We start from the raw sequence: 20,888 nt of genomic DNA, 5'->3' as shown, positions 1-20,888 counted from the left end.
ACCACTGAACACAGTGGGACCACTCAACACAGTGAGAGTGACCTTAGCTGGCCAGTCTTTCCCGGATGCAACGGGATGTGGGCCGGTTCACGATTCCCTTGCAAGAGGCCCCTGTGGCCTCACGGGCCACACCCGTAAGATCTTTGCTCATGCGGACGGAGGGCCGGTCGACGAACGGCCACCGGATCCGCGAGGTACAGCGCCACGGGGGAAGGCCCTGCGGCCACATCAACGGGAGGGATCGCCGTCATGGGCAAGGGCAAAGACGCAGACCTTACTTATGCCGAGATGGAGAAGGTCGCTGGCGACCTGATCAAGGACATGCACGAGCTCGAAGACAAGATCAAGAACATCGAGAAGCGTGTCGCGGCACTGGTCGAGGAAGGCTTCACCACGGCGAAGTCCTCCGGAGCGTACGACGACTCCGTCAAGGACTTCACCAAGGGCGCGGCGAAGACGATCCAGGGCCTGCACGGCCTCTCGGACTTCCTGAAGAAGGCCAAGGAAGCGTACGAGCAGCTGGATGAGCAGCTGGCCAAGCAGGCCAAGGGCTAGTCGGCCGCCGGCGCCGGTAGTTGATCTGCGGTCCGCCCCCGGGTTCGGTCTCGGGGGCGGACCGCGTTGACTGCCTCACCCCGGATATTCGGATCTTCCGTCCCCCCTCCCTTCCCTGACGAGAAACGATGTGCGTGACCGTGACCGACGAAACGGAACGGACCGGTACACGTTTCCGCGTACGCGACGGCTTCGGTGTTGCCGCCTTCGTACTGGCCCTGCTCGCCGCGGCAGCCGTGCTGCTGCTCGTCACGGGCCTGTGGAAGCGCTTCGTACGCGAAACGGCGCCCGTGCTGATGGACCTGCCGGGAGGCTCGTGGACCGTGGGCGCAGTGCTGGGCCTCGTCTCCGTCGCCGGAGGTGCGGGGGTGTTGCGGTTCTCGTCCGGATCGCGGGCTCGCACGACCTCTCTGCGAGCACTGCAGGCCGCGGGGAGCGCCGTCTGCTGGACGACGGCTCTCGGCCCACTGCTCTATCTGCTGTACGCGCTCCCCGGCCGCAACTGCCGTTCGTACGGGTCGAGATGCGCGTACATCCCGGGTACGGGCAGTGCGCTGTCGGCGTACGTGATCAGCGCGGCACTCGTGGGGTGGGCCCTGTACCGCTGGAGCTCCGCGGCGGGCGAGGCGCAGGCGGCGGGAGAACGAGCCCGCAAGCGCAAGCTGCGCAAGAAGGGCAAGGGGAAGAGCCGGGCGGCGCGGCAACGATAGGCCGCTGCTACGACACCACCACCTGCACACCGGCACCGGTGAGCGCATCCAGAATGGCCCTGGACTGCGGCGACCTGACCTCGATCGCCCCTCCCGAACGAAGCAGCACATCGACCGACGGGGCAAGCCACGCCACACCACTGGGCAGCAGCACCGCACCCCGCACTTCGGCCAGCGGCAGGTCGAGCACGGCTCCGTCCATGCCGCGAAGCCGCAGGGTCCCGGCGTCGACGGTGAGTCCTCCGGTGCGCACAGGGCCAAGATCCCAGGCGGAGGCGGCTGATGCGGCAGCCTGCCCCTCCGGCTCGCCGAGTCCGTAGCGCACGGGATGCACGACGGCGCCGGTGGGGAAGCCCGAGGCGATGGAGTCCGGGGCGAGGGAGTTCGAGGCGGAGTCGAGTTCGGCCCGCTCACGTCGACGCATGCGTACGACCTTGGGCAGCCCCAACACGAGGATCGCCAGAGCCAGTAGGCCCGCCACGGCGAGACCGAGGGCGCTCTTGGGGCGGGCGACGACGTAGACCAGGGTGACGATGACGGCGGGGCTGAGGAGAGCGGCGTAGAGCAGGGCCGGGTGGATGCGGACGCCGGACAGGTAGGCGATCGGAGCCCCGATGGGAGCTGCCGCCGCCTGTGCGAGCTGCGCGCGATGCAGCTCCCGTCTGTGTGCACGGGTGCGAATCCCGCGCTCTCGTTCTGACCAGCTGTAACGCCCGGCGTACTTCCTCACCGTGCCCCAGGCGAAGAGGCCGGCGACGATCAGACAGGGGAGGAGTGCCAGGGCAGTGGGGTCGGAGGCGCCGGCGAGTACGGCTACGGCGAGGAGGAGCGCCATGGCGAGCACGACGGTCGCGTAGAAGAAACGGCCGTGCGGGTACCCCTGGGTGCCGTAGCTCGTGGGGAAGTCGGCGTCGTGCCCGCGATCGACGGCCGCCCACTGCTGGAGCAACTCGAAGCGCCGGGCGGACCGCTTCCGGAAGGCCCGTAGGACGAGGAGTGCTGGAATGCCGAGGACGGCGAGCAACACAACGCCCAGTACGACGGCCACGGCCACGTCGGTGGCCTCGCTCGACTCGGAGTCGACGGCGCCGACCACCATGGCGGGGGCCAGGGCGGATACGAGGGTTACGGCGCCTGCGCACAGGAGGAAGGCGAGCGCGCGCGTACGAGAAAGATCCTCGCGGATCAACACGTCGAGAGCGTCCCTTTGGTCGCTCAGTCGGGAGGCGCGATCGAGCCAACTGCTGGGCATGCCAGGGCGCTTCGGGAAGGCGGCCGCCCGGGACTCCCGAGTGAGGCGGGAGCCGACGAGTCAGCGTTGCCGGTGTGCATCGTGTCCGTTCCTGTGTCGAACCTTCTCCGCGACCCAGGTCGCACCGACCAGGACGGTGAAGAGCGGGGCTCCAACAATGCCCGGCCAGAAGGAGGTGAGGAGACTGGGCACCCCAAGGGCCCAGCCCATGGCAAGGTCCCGTGACAAAAGGGGTGGCCGGCGGCTCGGCCTGGGGTTCCGGACCAGGACCCACAGGAGGTGGAGCAGACAGCCGCCGAGCAGGGCCCAGTAGATCCCGAACAGGACTCCGCGACCGGCGGCGGGGAGCACGGCCGCGATGGCGATCAGCGGGAAGACGGACACCAGCGCACCGATGATGGTCACTCGCACTCTGAAGTTCGGTCCTGTGCCGAGCTGTTCTCTGAGGGACTCCGCCATTTCTCTCAGTCTCCTCACTTCTCCGGGACAACTCGGCTCGTCCAAACCTGACGATCATTCAGGGCTGCACTCCGATCAGCGGAGATTCGAAGCTCGTGAGCTCGGCGATCTGCCGGAGGATTGTGCGGTATTGGTCGCGTCGGTCCACAGCGGTTGTGCTCAGCGTGAGGACTGCCATGCGCTTGCAGTCCGGGTGCGGGAGGTAGGCGCAGATCTGAAGCAACGGGGTTGGAGGAAGACCGGATTCCGACGTAGGGGTCCGTACGGTCTCACTCATCGACGCGGGCCCGCTGGGCAGGTCCAGGTACTCGACATGAGAGTGCTGCTCCGCTGCCGCCACCGCCCGTGCCGCACTCACCGACCGCGGGGACCAGGCAATATCGCGCCAGGACACCGTGAAGAGGGAATGCAGGGTTCCGCCGTTGTCTCCCGCCGTGTCGTCGCGGTGGACGCCCAGGGAGCAGTGGACGGTGCCCACCTCCCGCAGGGCACGTAGGAATTGCTGTCCCGATGCCAGCTGGGCGATGAACTGTTGCCGGGTGACGCCGTCAGGAATGGCCTCGAGCAAGGGGGTCAGCGCTTGCGCGAGCCGGTCCGCCTCGGCGGAAGCCGGTGGGGCGAGAAGAACGTCGATCGGCAGCTCGGTGAAGCCGCCCGGGACGGCGAACCAGATGCCCGCGCTGGGGTCACTGGCCGAATCGTCGATGATGACGCGGTGTGTCATGTTTATAGGGCTTTCGGAGGCTTCGTCGATGTGGGGAATTCAGGGTCGGGCAGGCACAATCCCGGCGCGGCGACCGCGTTCGACGTCCTCGCTGGTGGCTCCCCACTCGGCGACGGTACGACGCCCTCCGTCCGAACCTGTCTGCTGATGAAGGAAGCGGAAACGGCGCGGCATCGACCCGTCAGGTGTGGGTGCGGCCAGCACCCCGATGAAACGGGGGTCCCCGGCGAGCCACACCACGCCGACCTGAGCCTTGAGTTCGGGCGTCGCACGAGGCGCCATGCGTCGGCTCCACCAGCCGACCCCCCAGTGCCGGGAGAACACCATGGGCAGCCCCTCCTCCGGCCGGGCCGGATTCGGGAACTCGAACCAGCCGAACTGTCTGCCGACGACATCGGTCCGGTTGGCGAGGCCGCGTGGGGGCTCTTGGAACAGCTGCCACGGGTACACGCGAAGGACCCGCCTCATCCGGAAGACGGCGAAAAGGATGAAGAGCTGGAGGACGGCTCGGTAGAAGCTGTACACAAGGAACGGCGCGACGACGACCGCGTATCCGGGCCCGAGGAACACCGACAGGACGGCCAGCAGGGCGAACCACGACGCGATCCAGGCAACGAGAGCGAACGCGTTCATCGCCAGCTGCTTGGACCAGGCGCGCCGGGTCGGTGAGTGCTCCCAGGCTGCGGGGTGGTCTGTGGGGTTCATGTGAATTCTCTCTTGTCCTTCGCTTCAGAACACGTGCCGCGCGAGGTCGACCAGCGCGCCGCCGTCCAGGATGCTTCGCGCACCGTCGATTCCGGTGCCGCCGTCCTTGGCACCGTCGTTGTCCAGTTCGTCCACGGCACTGGACACCAGCCCGTACCCGGCGGTCACTACACCGGCCGAAGCCGAGCTGATCTCCACGATCTCGCCGACCCGCGCCGCGTCACGCGCTCCACGCACCACAAGGTTCAACGCGGGATTCCCGAGGCCCGAGATCGCCTTCGCCTGACTCATCGTTTCGCTCCCGAACGCCGTCAGCGCCCTCCCGAGAGTGACCGTCTCCTCGCCGGCTCGCAGGGCGTTCACCGCTCCGCGCGCGCCCATGCCCACGGCTCCCACACCCGGAATCATCCCCAGGACGTCGCCACCGAGGCTGACGACATTGCCCCAGAAGTCGGAGTCGAACTCACCCTTGGTGAAGCCGTCCTTCAAGGAGGCGAGAACTTCGGAGTCGGACAGCCGCATGACGAGTGCGGATGCGCTCAACGCAGCCGCCGTGAGCAGCAGGACGGCTGCGGCCACGCCTCCGGTAGCCACGAACAGCGCCACCAGACCGATGACACCCGCGGTGAAACTCAGGATGTCGGGCAGGTTCTCGGTGAACCAGTCCGCGAATTCCTCGAGCCAGCCCGGTTCGTGCGGGGCCAACTTCTTCGTGGCATCGCGAATCTTGCCGGCGCGGTAACGGGCCTTTTCCTCATGCTCCTCGGCGAGTTTCTTCGCCCTTCCGATGACCTTGTCAAGCTCGGCCTGGGCTTCTTCAACCGCGGTGTTGGCATTGCTGAGGGTCTTCTGCGCCTGGTCGTGCCGGCTTCCCTTGCCGTCGAGCTCGGGGCTGCTCTTCGCCTTTGAGGCGTGCCCCTTTGCCGCGTCTACGACGTCCTGTGCGGCCTTGGCGTCCTGCTCGAGCTTTTTGGCTCGACGCTGAAATTCCTCGAGTTCGCCCTCCCAACTGTTGAGCTGCCGCGCAGCCTTACGGATGGAGTGCGCGGCGTTCTTGAGATTGAGCGGGAGGGGGCCGCCATCAATCTGCTCGCGGAAGGCTACTGCAGCGTCGCCCTCCCAGTAGCTGCCGTCCATGAGTTTCGTGACGAGCCCGTGTGACTCTTCCAGGACCTTGGCACAGCTGCTGAGCTTCTTGTACAGGTCGAGGACGGACTCGGTGTCACCAGGGGTCGGGTTGAAGCCCAGATGTGGGTAGTTGGGGTTCGGAATGGACGGAGACGACTTGAGTCCCTGGGGCAGGTCTCCGTCCCGGGCTGCGGGGGAGTTGGAGTAAGGAGACTGCTCGTGGCCCGGCGTGTAGGTCACTTCTTGCCCCCTCCGTTGCCGTGCTTCGACTTCCGCAAGGCTTCTTCCAAGGCCTTGTCGACCTCTTCGTAACTTTTCTTGCTCTCGCCGATGATCTTGGCGAGATCCTCTGTCTGCTTCCCGATCTCCTCGGTTCCGTACTTCCAGTCGTCCTGAAAGTCCTCGCATGCCGAGTCCAGATCGTCCGTGCCCAGACCTGTGACAGTCGCATCACTCAACGCCTTGCGCAGGCCCTTCAATGAGGTGCTGGACTTGTTCAAAAGCTTCATGAAATGCGCGAGTTCGCCGCCGTCCACAACGAGCCGGTCAGCCATGTGCCGGTGTCCTCTCCCCGTTCAGAGTCCCCTCCGCATGGATTTGAACCGCCTGGTCCATCTGTCCACTGCTGGATTGATCCGCGCGGAATCGGCGGTCGATCGAGCTCGACGGCGCGACTGCTGCCGCCGCGTGGGACGCCGACAGCGAAGAGTGGTACGTCAAGGCGGGCCCCCCGCAAGGCAAAGGGTAAGTCAAGGGTGCTGACGGTATCCGTGTGACCCCTGGTTTCGCCAGGCCGGACCTGTTCGCGGGTGAGTAACAGTGAATCTATTGCGGCAAACCGGGCGACCCTGTGGCCCTGTTGTGGGGGAGGTGGGTGGCCGGGGGCCCGGTCGCGCCGACAGGCTGTACATCGTGGCGTCGGCAGTCGGGGGGCTCGTAACGTGTTTGCTGCAACGAATCAGCTGTAGCCGTCGAGCCCTCGAAGCCCAGGAGTCTTCGACGGGCGCGCCACGAAGGCAACTTGCACCGTTACCTGCACGCTCTGGATTATTTAGGGGGAAACGGACATCTCCAAGGCGCTCGGCGGCATGCGCTCCGCCTCGAAGGGCTCCGCCCTCGAGGACGCGGCCGGCAAGGCCATGGAGGCGTTCGTCACGGGTTGCCCTCCCCACGGAACCGGCTTACCAGCTTGGCGGCCTCGCCGACCTTCCACCGGGTCCACGATCCATCCTTGAACCAGACCCTGACGTCGGTGGCGTTCACGGAGAAGGGCATTCGCTCAATGTCGGTCACGGAATCGCGAGGCAGCTGCCACAGTTCGTCGGCGGGAGCCAGGCCGGCCGTTGTGGTCACGCCGAGGACGAGCAACTGCTGGTCCGTGAGGACGAGTTCGGTGCGGTAATTCTTGGGCCGACGGGCAGGGTCGAGTTGCCAAGGCAGAGCTCGGGCGGTGGTGCCCGGGGCCGCCCACATCACGGGGAAGTCGTCCACCTCGTTCTCGAGTTCCTGGACCTTGCCGGGACTGTGGGGTTCACCGAAGGGCGAGCCGCTGGGCGCGGCGACGTTCGCGACCATGTTCAGCAGCCGCGGAACACCGAGCAGAGCGATGTCGAGGGCGCGGACACCGGCCCGGTCGGCCTTGCCCCGGGGCGTGAAGCCCGGGCCGGGCGGCCAGCCGAGATCGGCCTCGATGTCGCGTCGCTCAGCGTCGCGGTAGGAACGTAGTCCTGCCACTCGCGGTGCCACTCCGGTCGCGAACGCGACATTGGTCCGCACGAGCAGGTGCTGTCCCGAGGGTGGATACCAGTCCATGGGCGAAAGCCTCCTCCGCCTGCGCTACAGGTCGCCCAGCTGAGGCTTGGCCGCTTCCCCGGCGGGCCCCATCAGGATCGAGTGCGTTTCGTGGACGTCCGTTCCGGCCGTTGCGGGGACTTGGACCTCGATCATGACGATCCCGCTCGGCCGGCGGGTGAGGAGCGGAGGAGAGGCGTCGGCCGGAAGTTCGGCGAGGAGGCGGGTCAGGCGCTCGCGTTGGCCGCTGGTCAGTTCGCTTTCGGGGACGGTGCGTTCGGTCCCGGCGAGTAGTTGGCACAGGCGCTCGGCGCTGTCGGGGTTGCCCGTGAACAGGCGGATCCACGACTGGTCGGTGAAGGTCAGCCGTACGTCGGCTTCGACCTCGCTGTACGTCATGTGCCGGGCTCCGGCGATGGAGTCGCGAGGGAACTCGGCGAGTACGTCCGCCTTGTCCAGCGAGCCGGTCCGGGTGCCGAGGAAGAGCAGGCGCCGACTGGTGAGGGCGAGGTCGGTGGCGTAGCCCTTCGGGCGGCGTGCCGGATCGAGCTGCCACGGCACCGTGCGCGCCAGGGTGCCGCGGGCCGCCCACATGACGGGGAAGTCCTGGACCTCGTTCTCCGGCTCTTCCGGCTTGCCTCGTACGGGTACGTCACCGAAGGGCGAGCCGGCGGCCCCACCGATGTTCGCGATGATGTTCGCGATCACGGGAACCCCGACCAGGAAGGCGCGACCGGTGCGGCGTGCGACGCGGTCGCCGGTCGTGCGCAGGGAGTGGACCGGGCCTTCGGGCCAGCCGGGCAACTCGCCCTGGATGTCGTCGCGGGCAGGGTCTCGGAACCATCGGGATCCGGCTACGGCGGGGGCGACGCCGGTGGCGAACTTGGCTGGGGTGCGGAGGAGGAGGTCTTCGTCGGCGCTGGGGTACCAGTCCATCAGTGCGTCACCTCTCGAGGCAGGACTTCGCCCCGGTCAGGCAGGTGCACCTGCGTGCGCGTGGCAGCGCTTCGGGTTCGCCGGGCGTGCGTCGTCACCCCATGTCCGCCGCGGGTGTGAGCGGCTCCGCGCCACTGTCGTCGGAAGGGGCCTCGGCCGTGTCCGTGAACGAGACGGTCTGGAGGATGGCCGCCATCATGTTGCAGAACTCCGCCCAGTAGTCCGTGGCAGCGGTGTCCAGGGTGAAGACAGCGGTGTACGGGCCCGTCGGGAACGGGATGTGGACCTGGATCTGCCCGGTGAGGAGCTCAACCTGCTCACCACTGCTGGTCACTTCGGGCTGGACGGTGACCTCATTGAACCGGACGCAGGAAACCGCCGGCCCGCAGGGCAGGTCCAGCCAGCGGGCGTCGTTGTTCGGGTTGCCGGAGAGGGCGGCCAGAATGCCCTGCGCTGCGATGTCGGGGTCGGACTGGTCGGTCTTCAGCGTCGCGACCGTGAGCGCGCACTGGGCGACTCCGCCTTCGTCTCTCGAGAAGAGGCCCATGGCCGAGTAAGCGCATCCGTTCTCGGCCATGTATTCGGCGAGCGCGGCGTAGAAGGGTGCTGCCGGATCCCAAATGGCCTCGTCGCCGCGAGAATAGAGGTCGCGTACGAACTCGCGGGAACGGGCGGCGCGTTCTTCGGGCGACGGGGCTATCGGGAGGGCATGAAGTCCGTTCGGTGCGATGAACGAGAAAGGCGGGACGATCCCGGGTTCGACTTCTACCGCGAGGGTGGTCATTCAGTGCTCCGCTCGAAAAATCAGAGGTCCTTGGGATCGAATCCGCCGCGCCCGCCTGCCTGGCTCATGAACCAGAACGGCCTCAGCATCCCGAGATCGGGCTTCACCGGCTGAGTGGTGGGCACCTCGATGAGGAACTTGCCGCTGGGGCGACGGGTGATCACAGGTTCCACAGAGGTGTCCCGGTCATTCACCGAGGCCACGTACGACTCCACGTACTCGCGTTGGCGTGGCGTGAGCGCACCGAGCGGGACGACCTCGCAGGGGTGGGCCAGGTGACGGAGAACGGACCAGTACTTGCGGGTGCGCGGTGGAGCGAGCCTGCACCACGAGCCGTCTGCGAAGCGCACCTTGGCTTCATCGCCCACGCTGCTGAATCGCATCCGCTCGACATGCGCGATCTCCGACCGTTCGACCTGCCAGAGAACCTGGTCACGTAGAGGGTCGTCATCCGGGAAGCCGGTGATGACCAGACGCCGGTCGGTGACGACGATGTGGGTGTGGTAGTTCTCGGGACAACGGGCTGGGTCGAGCTGCCAGGGCAGAGTGCGGGCGAGCGTGTCGGCGTCGGCCCACATGACGGGGAAGTCAGTGACTTCGTTCTCCGGTTCCTGTGGTCGCCCGGGTCCGTCACCCGCGCCGGGAAGGAAGCTGCCGGTGCCGCCGAGACCTTCGAGGGCGCCCCCGATCGCAACGTAGAGCGCGCGCATTCCGAACACACCTGCACGTTTGCCAGGGTGCTTCTCCGCCTCGGGGCCGAGGGAGAAGACAGGGCCCTCGGGCCAGCCGGGCAGCTCACCTTGGATGTCGTTCCGCTGAGTGTCGCGGAACCATCGCATACCGGACACTCTCGGGGCGGTGCCGGTCGCGAAAGTGATCGCGTCGCGGGCGAGCAGTGTCTCGCCCGGTTCAGGTGTCCAGGTCGCCATGTGCATCGCGCTCTCAGTGTGAGGTGGCAGCGTCGTGGAAGCTGTCTCCAGGATGGAGCGCTTCTCCGATGTGTTGGGGGATGCTCGCGAGCTTGGGTGCGATCTTGATCCCGGCGTCCAATGCCCTGCCCCCCAGACTCAAGGGGCTGACGTCGAACTTGCCGCCGCTGACGAGCTTGAGTCCCTTGGTGCCCATCAGCTGACCTTGGTGATAGCCCGCTTCCGCCAGTCCGGCCAGCCGGCTCATGGCACCGCTCTCATGAGTGATGATGCCGATATTGCCGAACTTGCCACCCAGAACGACCTTCTTCCCGAACAGGGCGAGGCCGCCTTCCACCTTTCCTGCGAGCTCGCCGGTCGCGAAGATGTTCCGGGCACCGGCGGCGAGTTCCGCGCCTTGGAAACCCTTGCCGAACTCGCTGGCGGCGCGTGCCGCGGCGATACCCTCGTCCGCCACCTTGACGCCCTTGCCGAAAGCACCGAGTCCGGGCATGAGCCCGAGCGCGTCGAATCCCATCTGCATCCAGCTCACATCCGCACCCGCGGCTTTGGCGATGCCGTGCGACAGCAGCGCCAGCCCACTCGTGGCCAGTGCCGCCGCACCGAAGATGGCACCGAGGGGCTCGAACGGCAGGGTGATGATGGCCAGCATGCCCAGGATGCCGCTCAGATCGCTCAGCAGGTCACCGACCAGCTTGATCATGTCGGCGTGGTCCTTGAGCCAGTCACCCGTGGCATCCCAGGCGTCTGCGATCCCGCTCCCGAGCTTGTCCCAGAACCCGGGCTCGTCCGGCGCGATGTCGCCGGCCTTGTCCAGCTCCTTGCTGATCTTCTGGGCGGCGAGGCGGTACTCCTCCTCCAGTTCGTGGACCTTCTGGATGACGGCGTTCACGGCTCCGGAGGCCTTGCCCAGCTCCTCGCTTCCCTTGCCGTCGCCCTTCTGGTCGGCCTTGGCCTGGGCGTCGGCCTTGGCGCTGAGCTTCTCGCCGGCTGACTTCTCCAGCCTGTCCGCCCGGTCCTGGAAGTCGTGGAGCTCGTTGGCCCAGCGATGCAGTGCGCGCGATGCCTTGTCGAAGGAGTCGTGGCTCTTACGGATGAGGGGGGTGACGTCCTTGCCGATGTAATCGGTGAAGGCGATCGCGGTCTTGCCCTTCCAGGCACCTGCCTCGATCCGGTCCAGTTCCTTGACCGCTGTGCCCAGCTCGCCCGCCAGTTTGCCGATCTGCTTGGCGAGATCTCGAGTGTCATCCACGTTTCCCGGCGTGGGGTCCCAGCCTATGTGGGGGAATGCAGGCCGCTGCCCAGCCACTTACTTGCCCTTCTTCTTCGGGGCCTTGAGCGACTCGGCCAGGTCCAGGTCGAGCTTGCCGAAGCTCTCCCCGATCTTGTTGATCATCTTCACCGCGCCGTGGGTGTGCTTGCCGAGCTGCTTGATCCCGTACTCCCAGTCGTCGGCGAAGTCCTGCACGTCTTCGACGAGGCCGCTCTCACCCACGGCTGAGGCGTCCGTGCCACGGAGGGTGCGGCGGGTGGTCTCCATGCGGTCGCTGATGGTGGAGAAGGTCTTCTTCAGGTCCTGGAAGATCGTGTCTTCGAGGCGCAGGTCACTCACGATGATCACTCACGATGCGCTTTGGGTGGCCCGGTGGTTGCGTGCGGACTGATCCACGCACTCCACCCGCGCCGCGTTGCCTTCGCGAGGGCGAAGGAGCGGGCAGGGGAGCCAAGGGGTGAAGGCAGCCTCGGTGATCTTATGTGCAGAGCAAAGACGACCTAACTGGGCTGCAAAAAATTGGCGATCGCTTGAAGAGGGCATGGGGGATCTTTTGCCGGAAATTGGCGGGGTGCTGATCTCCTGTGGATCCCGGATGGCGAAGAGGGGCCTGAAGTGAGGTGAGAGCGCTTCGGTCGGTTGGGGTCGGGAGGTCTCCCGCCTCATGCGCTCGGCCGACCTGAGCGGCCTTCGTCTGCGTTGGCAGGTTGAGGCGGACTGGTAAGGGGACCGCGTTGATGGCGCTGCGCGAGAATCTGTCGATCCTTGGGGAAGTGGCTTCCAGCGGAGGCGAGCGCGGTGGCCGTTGTAACGTGTTTGCTGCAACGGGCCAGCTGGCAGTTGTCGTGCCCGCGAGGCCCAGTAGCCTTCAACGGTCGTGTTACGAAGGCAACTTGCACCGCTACCCGCACGCTCTGGGTTATTTGGGGGGAACCGGACATGTCCAAGGGTGATCTCGTCCTGAGCCTGTCCGGGCTCGACACCTTGGCGGGTCAACTGCGGTCGATCAAGAAACGTATGGACGACACCGGCCAGGTCGACCGCAAGCTGGGCAACGGCGAGTTGGGCTCGAGCTCTGCGTTCGACGCCATGGAAGACTTCGTGCATGGCTGGAAAGACGGCCGCAAGGAGATCGACGTCGGCCTCGATGGCGTGGCGAAGATGGCCCAGGAGATCGTCGACAAGATGACCAAACTCGACGTCGATCTGAGGAACGCCCTCCGCGAGCACGAGAAGGAGGGCAAGGGTGCAAAGTGAGGGCCCCCTCGCCGAGGATCCCTTCGCCGGGGCTGCCCCCGGGGACGTCATCGGCATCAACATCCAAGTCCCGAGCACGTGGTATGAGTTCGACGTCCACCCCGCCACGGTGAACCGCTCGATCCGCGAGGCGGTCGCAGAGCGGATCAAGGAGAGGCCGGAACTGGCCGAGTACCAGGCCGATCTGGTCAGGACCCTGAAGAAGGTGGCCCGCGAGGCCAGGAACAACAAAGTCGTCTACTCCGGCTCCATGTGCGAGATCGTCGACGACGAGCCGATGGTCGCCAGTCTCACGGTCAGTGTGACCGCGGCCGTGAACGAGACCACCGGCGAGACCGCTTCCACCGGCCTCGACACTCTCCTGGGAGTGATGACACCGATCGCCGGCGGCCGTCGGCCCACGGATCCGTGGCGCCGAGTGCGCCTGTTGGACCTGCCCGAGGCGGGCCAGGCGGTGCGCGCCGAAGGCATCGAGGATATCGAGATCCCCGACGACAACCGCAGCTATCGCGCGGTGATGATGCAGACCTTCGTGCCCTTCCCGGGCAGCGATCCGAAGGTCGCCGTCATCAGCGCGAGCACACCCCAACTGGCCCTGGTCGAGCCGATGCTGCAGCTCTTCGACCTCATCACCAGCACTTTCCGCTTCGTATACCGCGCCGACCTCGACACGGAGAGCTGAGCTCGATGGCCCGCCCCACCGACTGGCACAACCTCGACCTGCACGACGACCCGACGCCCGGCGATCCGCACGAGGTCAAGCTCCAGGGCCAGCGTTACAAGACGTTCGTCGAGGACATCTCCAAGGCGCTCAGCGGCATGCGCTCCGCCTCGAAGGACTCCGCCCTCGAGGACGCGGCCGGCAAGGCCATGGAGGCGTTCAAGGAGCGGATCGGCAAGCTGCCCGGCCAGTTGCAGAAGCTGCACGACTCGTACGACCTGGTCGCTCATGCTTTGGTGACCTACTCCGGGAAGCTGGAGCACTGCCAGACGACGGCGGACCACGCGCTCGCCAAGGCCCGGACGTTGCGCGGCGACCTCTCCCGGGCGCAGTCCCGACTGTCCAGCGCCACCACCACGGCGAACAACGCCAAGTCCGCGCAGGACAAGCTGAAGAACCCCACTGATGACGCTCCCGCACCTGACCCGGAAAAGGTCCGCAAGGCGACACGCGACGCCCAGCACGCGCACCAGCACCAGCAGGCGACCCAGGGCCAGGTCAACCACCTGCACGCCCAGCTGGCAGAGCTGAAGACGAAGGCGGAGAACGCCGGCAAGGACCAGGACGAGGCTGCCACGAAGCTCGTCAAGGACATCCACGAGGCGTCCGACGCCGGGATTCACAACAAGAAGTGGTACGAGAAGGTCGGCGACTGGCTTGGGAAGGCCTGGAAGGTGATTGTCATCGCCGCCAAGATCTTCGTGGCTGTTGCCGGGATCGTGCTGCTGTTCGTGGGCGGCCCGCTGGTGTGGATCGTTCTTGCCGCGGCACTGATCGTGCTGGCGGACACCATCATCCAGTTCGCTCAGGGCAATGCGGGCTGGGGTGATCTTCTCTTCGCCGCTCTGGACTGCATCCCGGTGGTCGGCAAGCTGTCCATGCTGGTGAAGGCAGGCAAGCTCGCCGCCGGGGTCAAGATGGTGTTGAGGGTTAGGAAGGCGGAGATCGCCTCCGCCCGTCTGATCAAGCTGTGGCATACGGGTGAGGACCTCAAGGGATTCCGGAAGGTCGCCTTCGCGTTCACCAAGGGAGAATTCAAGAACACGCTCAAGGACGCCGTTAACGGCGGCTGGGGCGATGTTAAGAAGAATTGGAAGGGTAACCTAGTAAGTAACGCCGTCGGTGTGGGTACTGGCTCGCTGTTGAGCAAGGGCTTCAGTAAAGGTCTCCCCAAGGCGGCTGCGGCCATCTACAATAGTAATCTGACCAACATGACGCGCGGGCAGTACCAGGACCTGGGTATGACCTTGGCTGGGAAAAACGTGATCGGCAAGGCAATTCTGGGCGCCACTCAGGGAGGCCTCACCAGTATCACCAAAGCCACAGTCAACAGTGCGGTCTTCGGCGCCGATTTCGATACCAGTGGCGTGTTGATGGACACCGTTGGTGGCTATGGCGACAGTGGTCTGGGCTACAAGCCTGGCATCTTGCCCGCCAAGGCCGCGTTCAGTGGCTGATCTGTGCCTTCGCTTCTTCGAATCGCGTCAGCGATTCATTCACCTGGACGCGGAAGTCGATGTACCGAACGGTGCCGCCATCGGCCATTTCGGTGTGGCCGGTGGGCTCCGTGACACGGCCCATGAGGCTGCCTGTCAGTTGTTGGGCCGCCGTCCAGAGAGCGGTGGCTGTGGACTGCGGCGACGATTCGTCGATCATCGTCCAGCGGTGACTGATCGTCATGCGCCCGTTCTTGAGCTTGAACTTCAGCGGTAGTCCGATCTCGGAGCACTTGAACGTGCCACGCCCGCGCCGCAGCAGCGTGCCGACACCGTCGAGTACCTCGACCAGCGCGGGGAAAATAATGACGCCTACGCCCCCATCCGGTTGCCGGGGGTTTCGGGAAGTGGCGTTTCCGGAACTTCCCGTGACGTCCAGATGCCCCTGGAACATACCGTCGAGGACGTCGTCCTGACCGTCGAATGGAATGTACACAAACTCGGGCACTGGAACCTCGCTGTCGTCTGATCAGGCTTTCTGGAGCGCTCGGCAAATAGAAGTCAATGGGCGATTCCAGCTGCCCGCGCCTGGTGCCAGGAAGATTCGTCCACTCCATTCGGACGTCCGCCCGTGAGCTGTGGGTGCTTGGGACGCACGGCAATCAATTCGTGTCGCTCCCGCGGCGTGATCACCATGCCGAAGCGCGGGTCACCGGCGAGGACGAATCCCTGGTCCCGGACCTCGGCCATTGTGTTTCGCCACTGCTTACCGAGCCCGTATCGCAGTGCGACGACACTGACCTTCTTGTTTGGGGCGTCCGGATCGGGAAGCTGAAAGTGCGCGATGTCCCCTGCGGAAACGCTCTTGAGCGGCGGGTGGTCTTTGAACGGGTAGACGGCCAGAATGCCCCTCATCTGCTTGACCTGAGACCAGCGGCGCTCCGAGAGGACGAGCCCAACCGCTGACACAATGACCAGCGGGGCAATGGCATAGCCGGGGAGTGACCCACCGACCAGCGGTTCCCACAAAACCATTGCCAGCACGGGGAAACCGGGCAGGGAAATCCCCCAGAACGTGAATGCTGTGGTGGAACGCCGCCGCGCAACCTGCCACGCGCGCAAGGCGTCCGGATCATCGATGGCGTTGCGAGACGTTTCGTCAACCATTCGAAGATCCTTCCCTACAGGTGATTAATTGTTGTGGTTTGTCGTGGATTTGATGGGGCCGGCAGGCTTTTCGACCCGTAGGGCCGACCGTATCAGCACCGAGGCATCCCGCCGGTGGGCGGAAGGCGGGGAGCGCCGGCGCGATTCGGGGCGCCGCGGGGAGTTTCAGTTGAGGTCGGAGGTGAGTCGGTAATTCATGTTGGTCCTGCCCATTCGGGCGGCCGGCGGCCTTGGATTCCGCCGGCCGCCATTTCTGGTCAGCGGTTGACGGCCTGGATCTCCTGGACGGTGACGGCCTGGGTGGCGCCGAAGGTGCCGTCGGGCAGGTTGCCGCCCGCGCCGCCGGTACCGGTCCAGTGGATCTTCCACGTGATGGTGGCCTTGAGTGGGTAGGTGCCGTCGCCGGAGGAGCGCAGGTACTTGACGCCGCAAGGCGGGGTCGTGCTCGCCTTGCCCTTGGCGTACGGCTCGCCGATCTGGCCGTTGTTGATCTCACAGACGCCGGAGGCCGGGTAGGCCTGTGCGTCCGACGTACCGGGATCGATCTTCAGGGACACCGGTTCGGCCGTCGTGGTCGCAGTGATGCCGAGTACCGGCACGGAGGCGGTGACCGAGACCGGCTTGAACTCTGCGCCGTCCAGCCACGCCCACGTGGGCAGATTGACCTTGGTCGCGCCTGCCGGGGCCAGGGTCACCTTGGTGCCCGGGACCCGAACCTCGTTGTAGGCGAGTTCGGCGAGGACCTTCGGAGTGACCGCTTCCGGGATGTCGGCCGGGGGGTCGGTGTTGGCGTCGACCCAGAAGATGGGTTTGGTGCAGTCGAGGGCACCGGGGTCTCCCTCCCGACCGGGCGTGACGTACGAGTCCCACCAGTAGCCCTTGCCGGTCTTGTCCTTGTTGAAGTCCTTGTACGGATGTCCGTTGACGTAACGGTCGCGCTGTTTGGCGTCCCACTCGTAACCGGTCGATTCGGCTTCCCACGTCGGCTCCAGGTACGCCTTGAGCTTGGCGGGGGTGTACTTGGGTGCGTAGTAACAGGCTGGCGGGGTCCAGGTCGTCGTCGAGGTGACGGGGCCGACCGACTGACCGGATCCGTTGTTCGAACGGTCGTAGACGATGGCACCCGCGGTCGCGGAGATTCCGCCCTTGCCGTCCGATTTACCGGAGGTGGGCGGGGCTCCCTGTCCTTCGCCCGGTCCGTATGCCGCCGCTGTGCCCGGCAATCCCACGCCGCATGCGGCAATGATCACGCTCAGCGCCAGGATGCGCCGCCGACCGGTCACCCAGCGCATGTCTTGTCCCCCCGCTTCGAGACCAGGTTGCTGGTCTGCCACACGCCCTGCTTGTTCCTCTCGAGGCGGGTGTTGTACAGCACGTACGGACTTTCCTTCGAGGGAGTCCTGTCGACCTTGTTCGTCTTGCGGTTCTTGTTGAAACCCTTGCTCTCGTCGGAGCAGTAGACGACGGACGCCGTGCTCTTGCCGGAGAGCGTGACCTTGGGGGCGTAGTAACGCGTCGTGCCAGTGAAGGAGAGGTTTGCCTTCACGTACGCCTGTACCCAGGCCACGGCATCGGTCAATGCTTTGTCGCGGTAGTAGAACGAGAGGCCAGGTGCGCTGGTGTCGCCTCGCAGAATGGCATCGTTCGTTGCGTCGATGCGCTGGGCGGTGTCCGCCAGGACTGCGTCCTCGGTCGCGTCGCCCGTCTTCCAGTTCTCGTACTTGTCCGTGACATCCGACGGCAACTCGATCTTCGGACGGTTGGCCGCGCTGGAAGCCGAAGCACTCGGCGAAGCTGCCGTCGCACTCCCTGCGTCCGCTCCCGCGATCTTGTCGTTGTTGCTGGACTTGTCGTCCCCGCCCCCGCAAGCCGTCAGCAGTAGGGCTGCGGTCGCGGCAAGCGCGGCGGCAGCGGGCATCGTGCGGCGCTTCACTGTGGACTCCCCCGTGAGACTGAAGTTCGTCAAGAGCACAAACGCTATCGGTGGGGTTCTTGGTTTCGCCAGAGCGAACTTCCCTGCGAACTTGTGCAATTGCGGACGTATCGGGGCTCTGGGGGGTGTGGGATGTATCCCGATCGTGCTCAAACTGGCGGCGGCCCCAGGCGTGTTCGTGTGGCGCGTCCGAGGTCGCCGTAGTCGTGGGGGATTTCGGTTCGCTATCGCGGTGTCCTGCATCTTGGGCACGCGCATGGCGGGTACGCCGACGTGCGCGGCACCGGCTCCGCGCGACCGCCGGCCACGATCTCGAGCCTGCCGCTGTCGGCGGTCACCGTGCCGGCCGTGTCCACTGTGTAGATGCGCAGGGTGAGGCGCGAGCGACGGTGGTTTGGTTCCAGGAGTTCCAGTACGTCCGGCTGGGGTGGGTAGTGGGTGGAGCAGTCCGGGCACGCGTAGACGTTGAAGCCGGGGCCCGTGGCGGCGTGGACCTCGTGGACCAAGACCGGTTCGTCCGTGGTGCGTTGGCAGCGGGCGCACATGCGCACCGCGGGGCGCGTCATCGGGCGGCTCCCGCCGGTACGCGGATGCCGTGGATGTGTTTCGGGCCTACGTCGATGCCGAGTGTTGCCAGGCGGGCGGCTCGACGACGTTCGCGTTGGCGGCGGTGTTCGGTGGGGTCGAGTACGTAGGGGCGTACGAGGCGGGATGCGTTGCCGTCGAGCCGTTCGGTGAAGCGGTGCGGTGGCGGGACGGGGGTGATCCGCAGGGGCGGCAGCAGTGTGCCGAGGCGATGGCGGCCTCGTGGGGGTGGGGTGCAAAGACTCAGCATCCACGCGAGGGTGCGGACTGTAAGGTCCAGCATGTCGACGCTCCTTAGCAGCGTTGGCCGTGCCCCGGGACGGTTGCCTCCGTTGCCGGGGTTCTGGTCGTGTTGCGTCCCTTAACTTAGCTCGACTTGTATCTGTACGTATCGATACGTATCTCAATGACAGAGGCCTTACGTGTACGAGTAGCTTCCTGATCATGAATTTCCAGCCCGACGCAGAAATTGATCACGAAGGGCCAGTCACGCCGTACCGGCAACTCGCGGGCATCCTGCGAGCGCGGATCAAGCGCGGGGACTGGCAGCCGAACCGGCCGATCTCCAGTGAGACGCAACTTGTGCAGCAGTACGGTCTGGCGCGCACGACGGTTCGTCGGGCGATCGCCGTGCTCGTGGAGGAGGGGTTGGTCTTCACGGTTCCGCAGCGCGGGACGTACGTGACGCCTGCTGACGGTGACGAGGAGCCGGACGCCTAGGTCGGCCACCGTGGCCTTGGTGGGTGAGGAGCGTCTTGCGCACACTCGCGATGACCGGTCCCATGCCGGGGTGGGCGCATTGGCGAGTTGCGCCTGGCGAAGAGGGCTCGTGCGGGTCTCTCACTCCAATTGGCGTTTCTGCCTCACTGGGTGATCGCAAGGTCGCAGTTCGGGCGGCGCAACTCTGAGACGGAGCGGCCAATTGCCTGCAGTGAGAGGTCCGAACCGTGACGGAGGTGGGGTGCTCGGGCTGGCCGAGACTCCAGATTCAGGACGCCGATAAGCTGATCAACATGGAGACCGAGGCGGCCGGAGGGCCAACTGGGGTGGTGTGTCCGGGCTGCGGCGGTACGGAGGTGCGGGCGGTTGAGCAGGCGCGCTCGGGCAAGGGCGCGATGCGTGACGACCTGTACGGTCGGTTGGCGCCTGGGCCGGACAAGTTCGGCGACGGCTGGATGCACTTCGGGGAAGGCATGGTACTGACCGGCCTCGGTGTCGTCCTTGCGTACAGGGGCGTCCACCAGGACAAGTCCCTGTACATGGTCGGCGGTGTCCTGCTCGCCCTGGTTTGTTTCGTCGGGACCATCGCTGTCGTCCGCAGCGACGGGCGCGAGAAGGCCGCTGCCGAGGCCGGAGCTCCGCGTGCGGAGCGACTGTGGCGACCCGCGCAGTACTGCTACGGCTGCACCTTGGTGTTCTGCCCGGGCGGCACACCGTGGCAGGGGGTTCTCACCCCGGAGCAGTTCAAGAAGCTGCTGTGGACCGAGGCCGGATACGCCGACCAGCTCGTGGTGGGTGACAAGGCCAGGGAAGTTGAGATCCCGGCAGATGCGCTGCCTGGGCGGGTGTAGGCGGACCGCCGGGAACGGGCAGAGCCAGAGGTGTGCAGGCCATCGCGAGATCCACAGATCATTCCTCAGAGGTCCTGCAGGCCTGGCAGTCCTCGTCGGCGTCAACTGAGTAATGGGTGAAGTTCGGATCCTCGATGTCGGGCGTGATGATGTCCGAGTCGATGTCTCCGGTGAGCAGCGCAAGGAGTACGGCGGTGGCCGGTGCGGCGTAGTGCTCCCATGCCTCTGCGATGTCCTGGGAGACGAGCAGAGTGCGCCAGGATTCCGGATTCTGGTCGGTGTGGGCCAGCCAGTTGAGGGTGTCACTGTCGATGGTCTTGGCCCAGGCGATGAGTTCGTGGCCGAGGTGGACGGTGGGAGAGGTGCGAGTTTGAGGAGTTCGCGGAGCGATTCATCCACAACGCACACCGGCAGGTCTATGCCGGGTAGGGCTTGAACGTCACGGCCGAGAGGTCGGGGGTGACGATGTCCGAGTCGATTTCACCGGTGAGCAGGCCGAGAAGTACGGCGGGGGCTGGGGCATCGTAGTGCTCCCAGACGGCCAGGTCTTCGGAGACGAGCAGGGTGCGCCAGGACTCGGGCTTCTGGTCGGTGTGGGCCAGCCAGTACAGAGTGTCGCCGTCGATGGTGCTTGCCCAGGCGATGAGTTCGTAGCCGAGGTCGGCGCTGAATTCGTGCGGTTTCTCGTCCTCCTCCCGCCAGACGTCCACCGCGTAGTCGCCGTGCCCGTCGTTGAACTCGACGATGTCGTACGGCTCCCAAACGCCGGGGGGAACCAGCAGTTCGAGGTAGCCGCAGAAGGCACCGGACCCGTACAGGTTGACCAGATCCTTGTAATCGGTCGGCAGGTGGTGGTGCAGAGCCTGCTCGGCTGAATCCCAGTCACCGATGGGAGGTCGAGTTGCCGGCGGTACGAGCCGCATCAGCTCTTCAAGCGTCGCGTTCACTGTTTGCTACTCCGATGTCCTGGAC

General features: G+C 65.8%; 25 protein-coding genes. 7 read left to right on the top strand and 18 right to left on the bottom strand.

Annotation, left to right across the window (positions count from 1 at the left end):
- Positions 1–249 precede the first annotated feature (249 nt).
- On the top strand, positions 250–555 hold the full coding sequence (locus OG303_RS22120; protein ID WP_405870294.1) for a WXG100 family type VII secretion target: 306 nt from the start codon (positions 250–252) through the stop codon (positions 553–555).
- Between the two features lie 140 nt (positions 556–695).
- Positions 696–1,265 carry a hypothetical protein gene (locus OG303_RS22115; RefSeq protein WP_405870293.1) on the top strand — a complete coding sequence of 190 codons (570 nt, stop codon included), beginning with the start codon at positions 696–698 and terminating at the stop codon, positions 1,263–1,265.
- 7 nt (positions 1,266–1,272) lie between these two features.
- On the opposite strand, the gene OG303_RS22110 is transcribed toward OG303_RS22115, so the two are convergent.
- The 12 genes from OG303_RS22110 to OG303_RS22055 form a co-directional block, all read right to left on the bottom strand.
- Positions 1,273–2,517 carry a hypothetical protein gene (locus OG303_RS22110; RefSeq protein ID WP_405870291.1) on the bottom strand — a complete coding sequence of 415 codons (1,245 nt, stop codon included), beginning with the start codon at positions 2,515–2,517 and terminating at the stop codon, positions 1,273–1,275.
- A gap of 60 nt (positions 2,518–2,577) precedes the next feature.
- A complete protein-coding gene (locus tag OG303_RS22105) occupies positions 2,578–2,922 on the bottom strand; it encodes a hypothetical protein (RefSeq protein WP_405870290.1) in 345 nt (114 codons plus the stop codon).
- A 112-nt stretch (positions 2,923–3,034) separates the two neighbouring features.
- Positions 3,035–3,700 carry a hypothetical protein gene (locus OG303_RS22100; RefSeq protein ID WP_405870289.1) on the bottom strand — a complete coding sequence of 222 codons (666 nt, stop codon included), beginning with the start codon at positions 3,698–3,700 and terminating at the stop codon, positions 3,035–3,037.
- Positions 3,701–3,739: 39 nt separating this feature from the next.
- Positions 3,740–4,405 carry a hypothetical protein gene (locus OG303_RS22095; RefSeq protein ID WP_405870288.1) on the bottom strand — a complete coding sequence of 222 codons (666 nt, stop codon included), beginning with the start codon at positions 4,403–4,405 and terminating at the stop codon, positions 3,740–3,742.
- A 24-nt stretch (positions 4,406–4,429) separates the two neighbouring features.
- Complete coding sequence (locus tag OG303_RS22090; RefSeq protein WP_405870287.1) at positions 4,430–5,773, bottom strand: putative T7SS-secreted protein; 1,344 nt, start codon at positions 5,771–5,773, stop codon at positions 4,430–4,432.
- Entirely contained in the window at positions 5,770–6,087 is a 318-nt protein-coding gene (locus OG303_RS22085; RefSeq protein ID WP_405870286.1) for a hypothetical protein, read from the bottom strand. Before OG303_RS22085 ends, OG303_RS22090 begins: the two co-directional genes overlap by 4 nt.
- Positions 6,088–6,685: 598 nt before the next feature.
- The gene (locus tag OG303_RS22080; RefSeq protein WP_405870285.1) at positions 6,686–7,345 is read right to left on the bottom strand and encodes a hypothetical protein; all 660 of its coding nucleotides are present in this window, start codon (positions 7,343–7,345) and stop codon (positions 6,686–6,688) included.
- Positions 7,346–7,369: 24 nt separating this feature from the next.
- Complete coding sequence (locus OG303_RS22075) at positions 7,370–8,260, bottom strand: hypothetical protein (RefSeq protein WP_405870283.1); 891 nt, start codon at positions 8,258–8,260, stop codon at positions 7,370–7,372.
- 94 nt (positions 8,261–8,354) lie between these two features.
- Entirely contained in the window at positions 8,355–9,044 is a 690-nt protein-coding gene (locus tag OG303_RS22070; RefSeq protein WP_405870281.1) for a hypothetical protein, read from the bottom strand.
- A 20-nt stretch (positions 9,045–9,064) separates the two neighbouring features.
- Positions 9,065–9,979 (bottom strand): hypothetical protein, encoded by a 915-nt coding sequence (locus OG303_RS22065; protein WP_405870280.1) that lies wholly within the window; start codon positions 9,977–9,979, stop codon positions 9,065–9,067.
- Between the two features lie 7 nt (positions 9,980–9,986).
- Positions 9,987–11,282, bottom strand: coding sequence for a WXG100 family type VII secretion target (locus OG303_RS22060; RefSeq protein WP_405870278.1), 1,296 nt, complete (start codon positions 11,280–11,282; stop codon positions 9,987–9,989).
- Positions 11,283–11,585, bottom strand: a complete 303-nt coding sequence (locus OG303_RS22055; protein WP_405870277.1) for a hypothetical protein — start codon at positions 11,583–11,585, stop codon at positions 11,283–11,285.
- 600 nt (positions 11,586–12,185) lie between these two features.
- Between OG303_RS22055 and OG303_RS22050 the strand changes: the two genes are divergently transcribed.
- From OG303_RS22050 to OG303_RS22040, 3 genes are read left to right on the top strand one after another with little or no spacing between them, the layout of a single operon-like run.
- Positions 12,186–12,503: a hypothetical protein gene (locus OG303_RS22050; protein WP_405870276.1), complete on the top strand. Its 318-nt coding sequence runs from the start codon at positions 12,186–12,188 to the stop codon at positions 12,501–12,503.
- Entirely contained in the window at positions 12,493–13,185 is a 693-nt protein-coding gene (locus tag OG303_RS22045) for a hypothetical protein (RefSeq protein WP_405870274.1), read from the top strand. The genes OG303_RS22050 and OG303_RS22045 overlap by 11 nt, the downstream gene beginning before the upstream one ends.
- Before the next feature lie 5 nt (positions 13,186–13,190).
- Entirely contained in the window at positions 13,191–14,681 is a 1,491-nt protein-coding gene (locus tag OG303_RS22040; protein ID WP_405870273.1) for a hypothetical protein, read from the top strand.
- Here the strand turns inward: OG303_RS22040 and OG303_RS22035 are convergent.
- From OG303_RS22035 to OG303_RS22015, 5 genes are all read right to left on the bottom strand, one after another.
- Complete coding sequence (locus OG303_RS22035; RefSeq protein ID WP_405870271.1) at positions 14,671–15,168, bottom strand: hypothetical protein; 498 nt, start codon at positions 15,166–15,168, stop codon at positions 14,671–14,673. The genes OG303_RS22040 and OG303_RS22035 overlap by 11 nt on opposite strands.
- Positions 15,169–15,221: 53 nt before the next feature.
- Positions 15,222–15,827, bottom strand: coding sequence for a hypothetical protein (locus tag OG303_RS22030; protein WP_405870269.1), 606 nt, complete (start codon positions 15,825–15,827; stop codon positions 15,222–15,224).
- Between the two features lie 257 nt (positions 15,828–16,084).
- Positions 16,085–17,119 carry a hypothetical protein gene (locus tag OG303_RS22025; protein ID WP_405870268.1) on the bottom strand — a complete coding sequence of 345 codons (1,035 nt, stop codon included), beginning with the start codon at positions 17,117–17,119 and terminating at the stop codon, positions 16,085–16,087.
- The gene (locus OG303_RS22020; RefSeq protein WP_405870267.1) at positions 17,107–17,760 is read right to left on the bottom strand and encodes a hypothetical protein; all 654 of its coding nucleotides are present in this window, start codon (positions 17,758–17,760) and stop codon (positions 17,107–17,109) included. The genes OG303_RS22025 and OG303_RS22020 overlap by 13 nt, the downstream gene beginning before the upstream one ends.
- Positions 17,761–18,322: 562 nt before the next feature.
- On the bottom strand, positions 18,323–18,628 hold the full coding sequence (locus OG303_RS22015) for a hypothetical protein (RefSeq protein ID WP_405870265.1): 306 nt from the start codon (positions 18,626–18,628) through the stop codon (positions 18,323–18,325).
- A 161-nt stretch (positions 18,629–18,789) separates the two neighbouring features.
- Here OG303_RS22015 and OG303_RS22010 point away from each other — a divergent pair, with 161 nt between their 5' ends.
- Both OG303_RS22010 and OG303_RS22005 read left to right on the top strand, forming a co-directional pair.
- A complete protein-coding gene (locus OG303_RS22010) occupies positions 18,790–19,065 on the top strand; it encodes a GntR family transcriptional regulator (protein WP_405870263.1) in 276 nt (91 codons plus the stop codon).
- Between the two features lie 293 nt (positions 19,066–19,358).
- Positions 19,359–19,916: a hypothetical protein gene (locus OG303_RS22005; RefSeq protein WP_405870261.1), complete on the top strand. Its 558-nt coding sequence runs from the start codon at positions 19,359–19,361 to the stop codon at positions 19,914–19,916.
- A 416-nt stretch (positions 19,917–20,332) separates the two neighbouring features.
- Here the strand turns inward: OG303_RS22005 and OG303_RS22000 are convergent, their stop codons facing one another.
- Complete coding sequence (locus tag OG303_RS22000) at positions 20,333–20,863, bottom strand: hypothetical protein (protein ID WP_405870260.1); 531 nt, start codon at positions 20,861–20,863, stop codon at positions 20,333–20,335.
- Between the last annotated feature and the right edge of the window lie 25 nt (positions 20,864–20,888).

The organism is Streptomyces sp. NBC_00005, assembly GCF_045160215.1.
Taxonomy (GTDB): domain Bacteria; phylum Actinomycetota; class Actinomycetes; order Streptomycetales; family Streptomycetaceae; genus Streptomyces.
Note: the sequence above shows the minus strand (reverse complement) of the source record. Positions and strands in the feature narration are given on the sequence as shown.

What these genes read in the sequence shown, in the direction of transcription:
- OG303_RS22120 (WP_405870294.1), top strand. Translation starts at nt 250, where the DNA reads ATGGGCAAGGGCAAAGACGCAGACCTTACTTATGCCGAGATGGAGAAG.
- OG303_RS22110 (WP_405870291.1), bottom strand. Translation starts at nt 2,517, where the DNA reads ATGCCCAGCAGTTGGCTCGATCGCGCCTCCCGACTGAGCGACCAAAGG.
- OG303_RS22100 (WP_405870289.1), bottom strand. Translation starts at nt 3,700, where the DNA reads ATGACACACCGCGTCATCATCGACGATTCGGCCAGTGACCCCAGCGCG.
- OG303_RS22095 (WP_405870288.1), bottom strand. Translation starts at nt 4,405, where the DNA reads ATGAACCCCACAGACCACCCCGCAGCCTGGGAGCACTCACCGACCCGG.
- OG303_RS22085 (WP_405870286.1), bottom strand. Translation starts at nt 6,087, where the DNA reads ATGGCTGACCGGCTCGTTGTGGACGGCGGCGAACTCGCGCATTTCATG.
- OG303_RS22080 (WP_405870285.1), bottom strand. Translation starts at nt 7,345, where the DNA reads ATGGACTGGTATCCACCCTCGGGACAGCACCTGCTCGTGCGGACCAAT.
- OG303_RS22075 (WP_405870283.1), bottom strand. Translation starts at nt 8,260, where the DNA reads ATGGACTGGTACCCCAGCGCCGACGAAGACCTCCTCCTCCGCACCCCA.
- OG303_RS22070 (WP_405870281.1), bottom strand. Translation starts at nt 9,044, where the DNA reads ATGACCACCCTCGCGGTAGAAGTCGAACCCGGGATCGTCCCGCCTTTC.
- OG303_RS22065 (WP_405870280.1), bottom strand. Translation starts at nt 9,979, where the DNA reads ATGCACATGGCGACCTGGACACCTGAACCGGGCGAGACACTGCTCGCC.
- OG303_RS22050 (WP_405870276.1), top strand. Translation starts at nt 12,186, where the DNA reads ATGTCCAAGGGTGATCTCGTCCTGAGCCTGTCCGGGCTCGACACCTTG.
- OG303_RS22040 (WP_405870273.1), top strand. Translation starts at nt 13,191, where the DNA reads ATGGCCCGCCCCACCGACTGGCACAACCTCGACCTGCACGACGACCCG.
- OG303_RS22030 (WP_405870269.1), bottom strand. Translation starts at nt 15,827, where the DNA reads ATGGTTGACGAAACGTCTCGCAACGCCATCGATGATCCGGACGCCTTG.
- OG303_RS22025 (WP_405870268.1), bottom strand. Translation starts at nt 17,119, where the DNA reads ATGCGCTGGGTGACCGGTCGGCGGCGCATCCTGGCGCTGAGCGTGATC.
- OG303_RS22015 (WP_405870265.1), bottom strand. Translation starts at nt 18,628, where the DNA reads ATGCTGGACCTTACAGTCCGCACCCTCGCGTGGATGCTGAGTCTTTGC.
- OG303_RS22010 (WP_405870263.1), top strand. Translation starts at nt 18,790, where the DNA reads ATGAATTTCCAGCCCGACGCAGAAATTGATCACGAAGGGCCAGTCACG.
- OG303_RS22005 (WP_405870261.1), top strand. Translation starts at nt 19,359, where the DNA reads ATGGAGACCGAGGCGGCCGGAGGGCCAACTGGGGTGGTGTGTCCGGGC.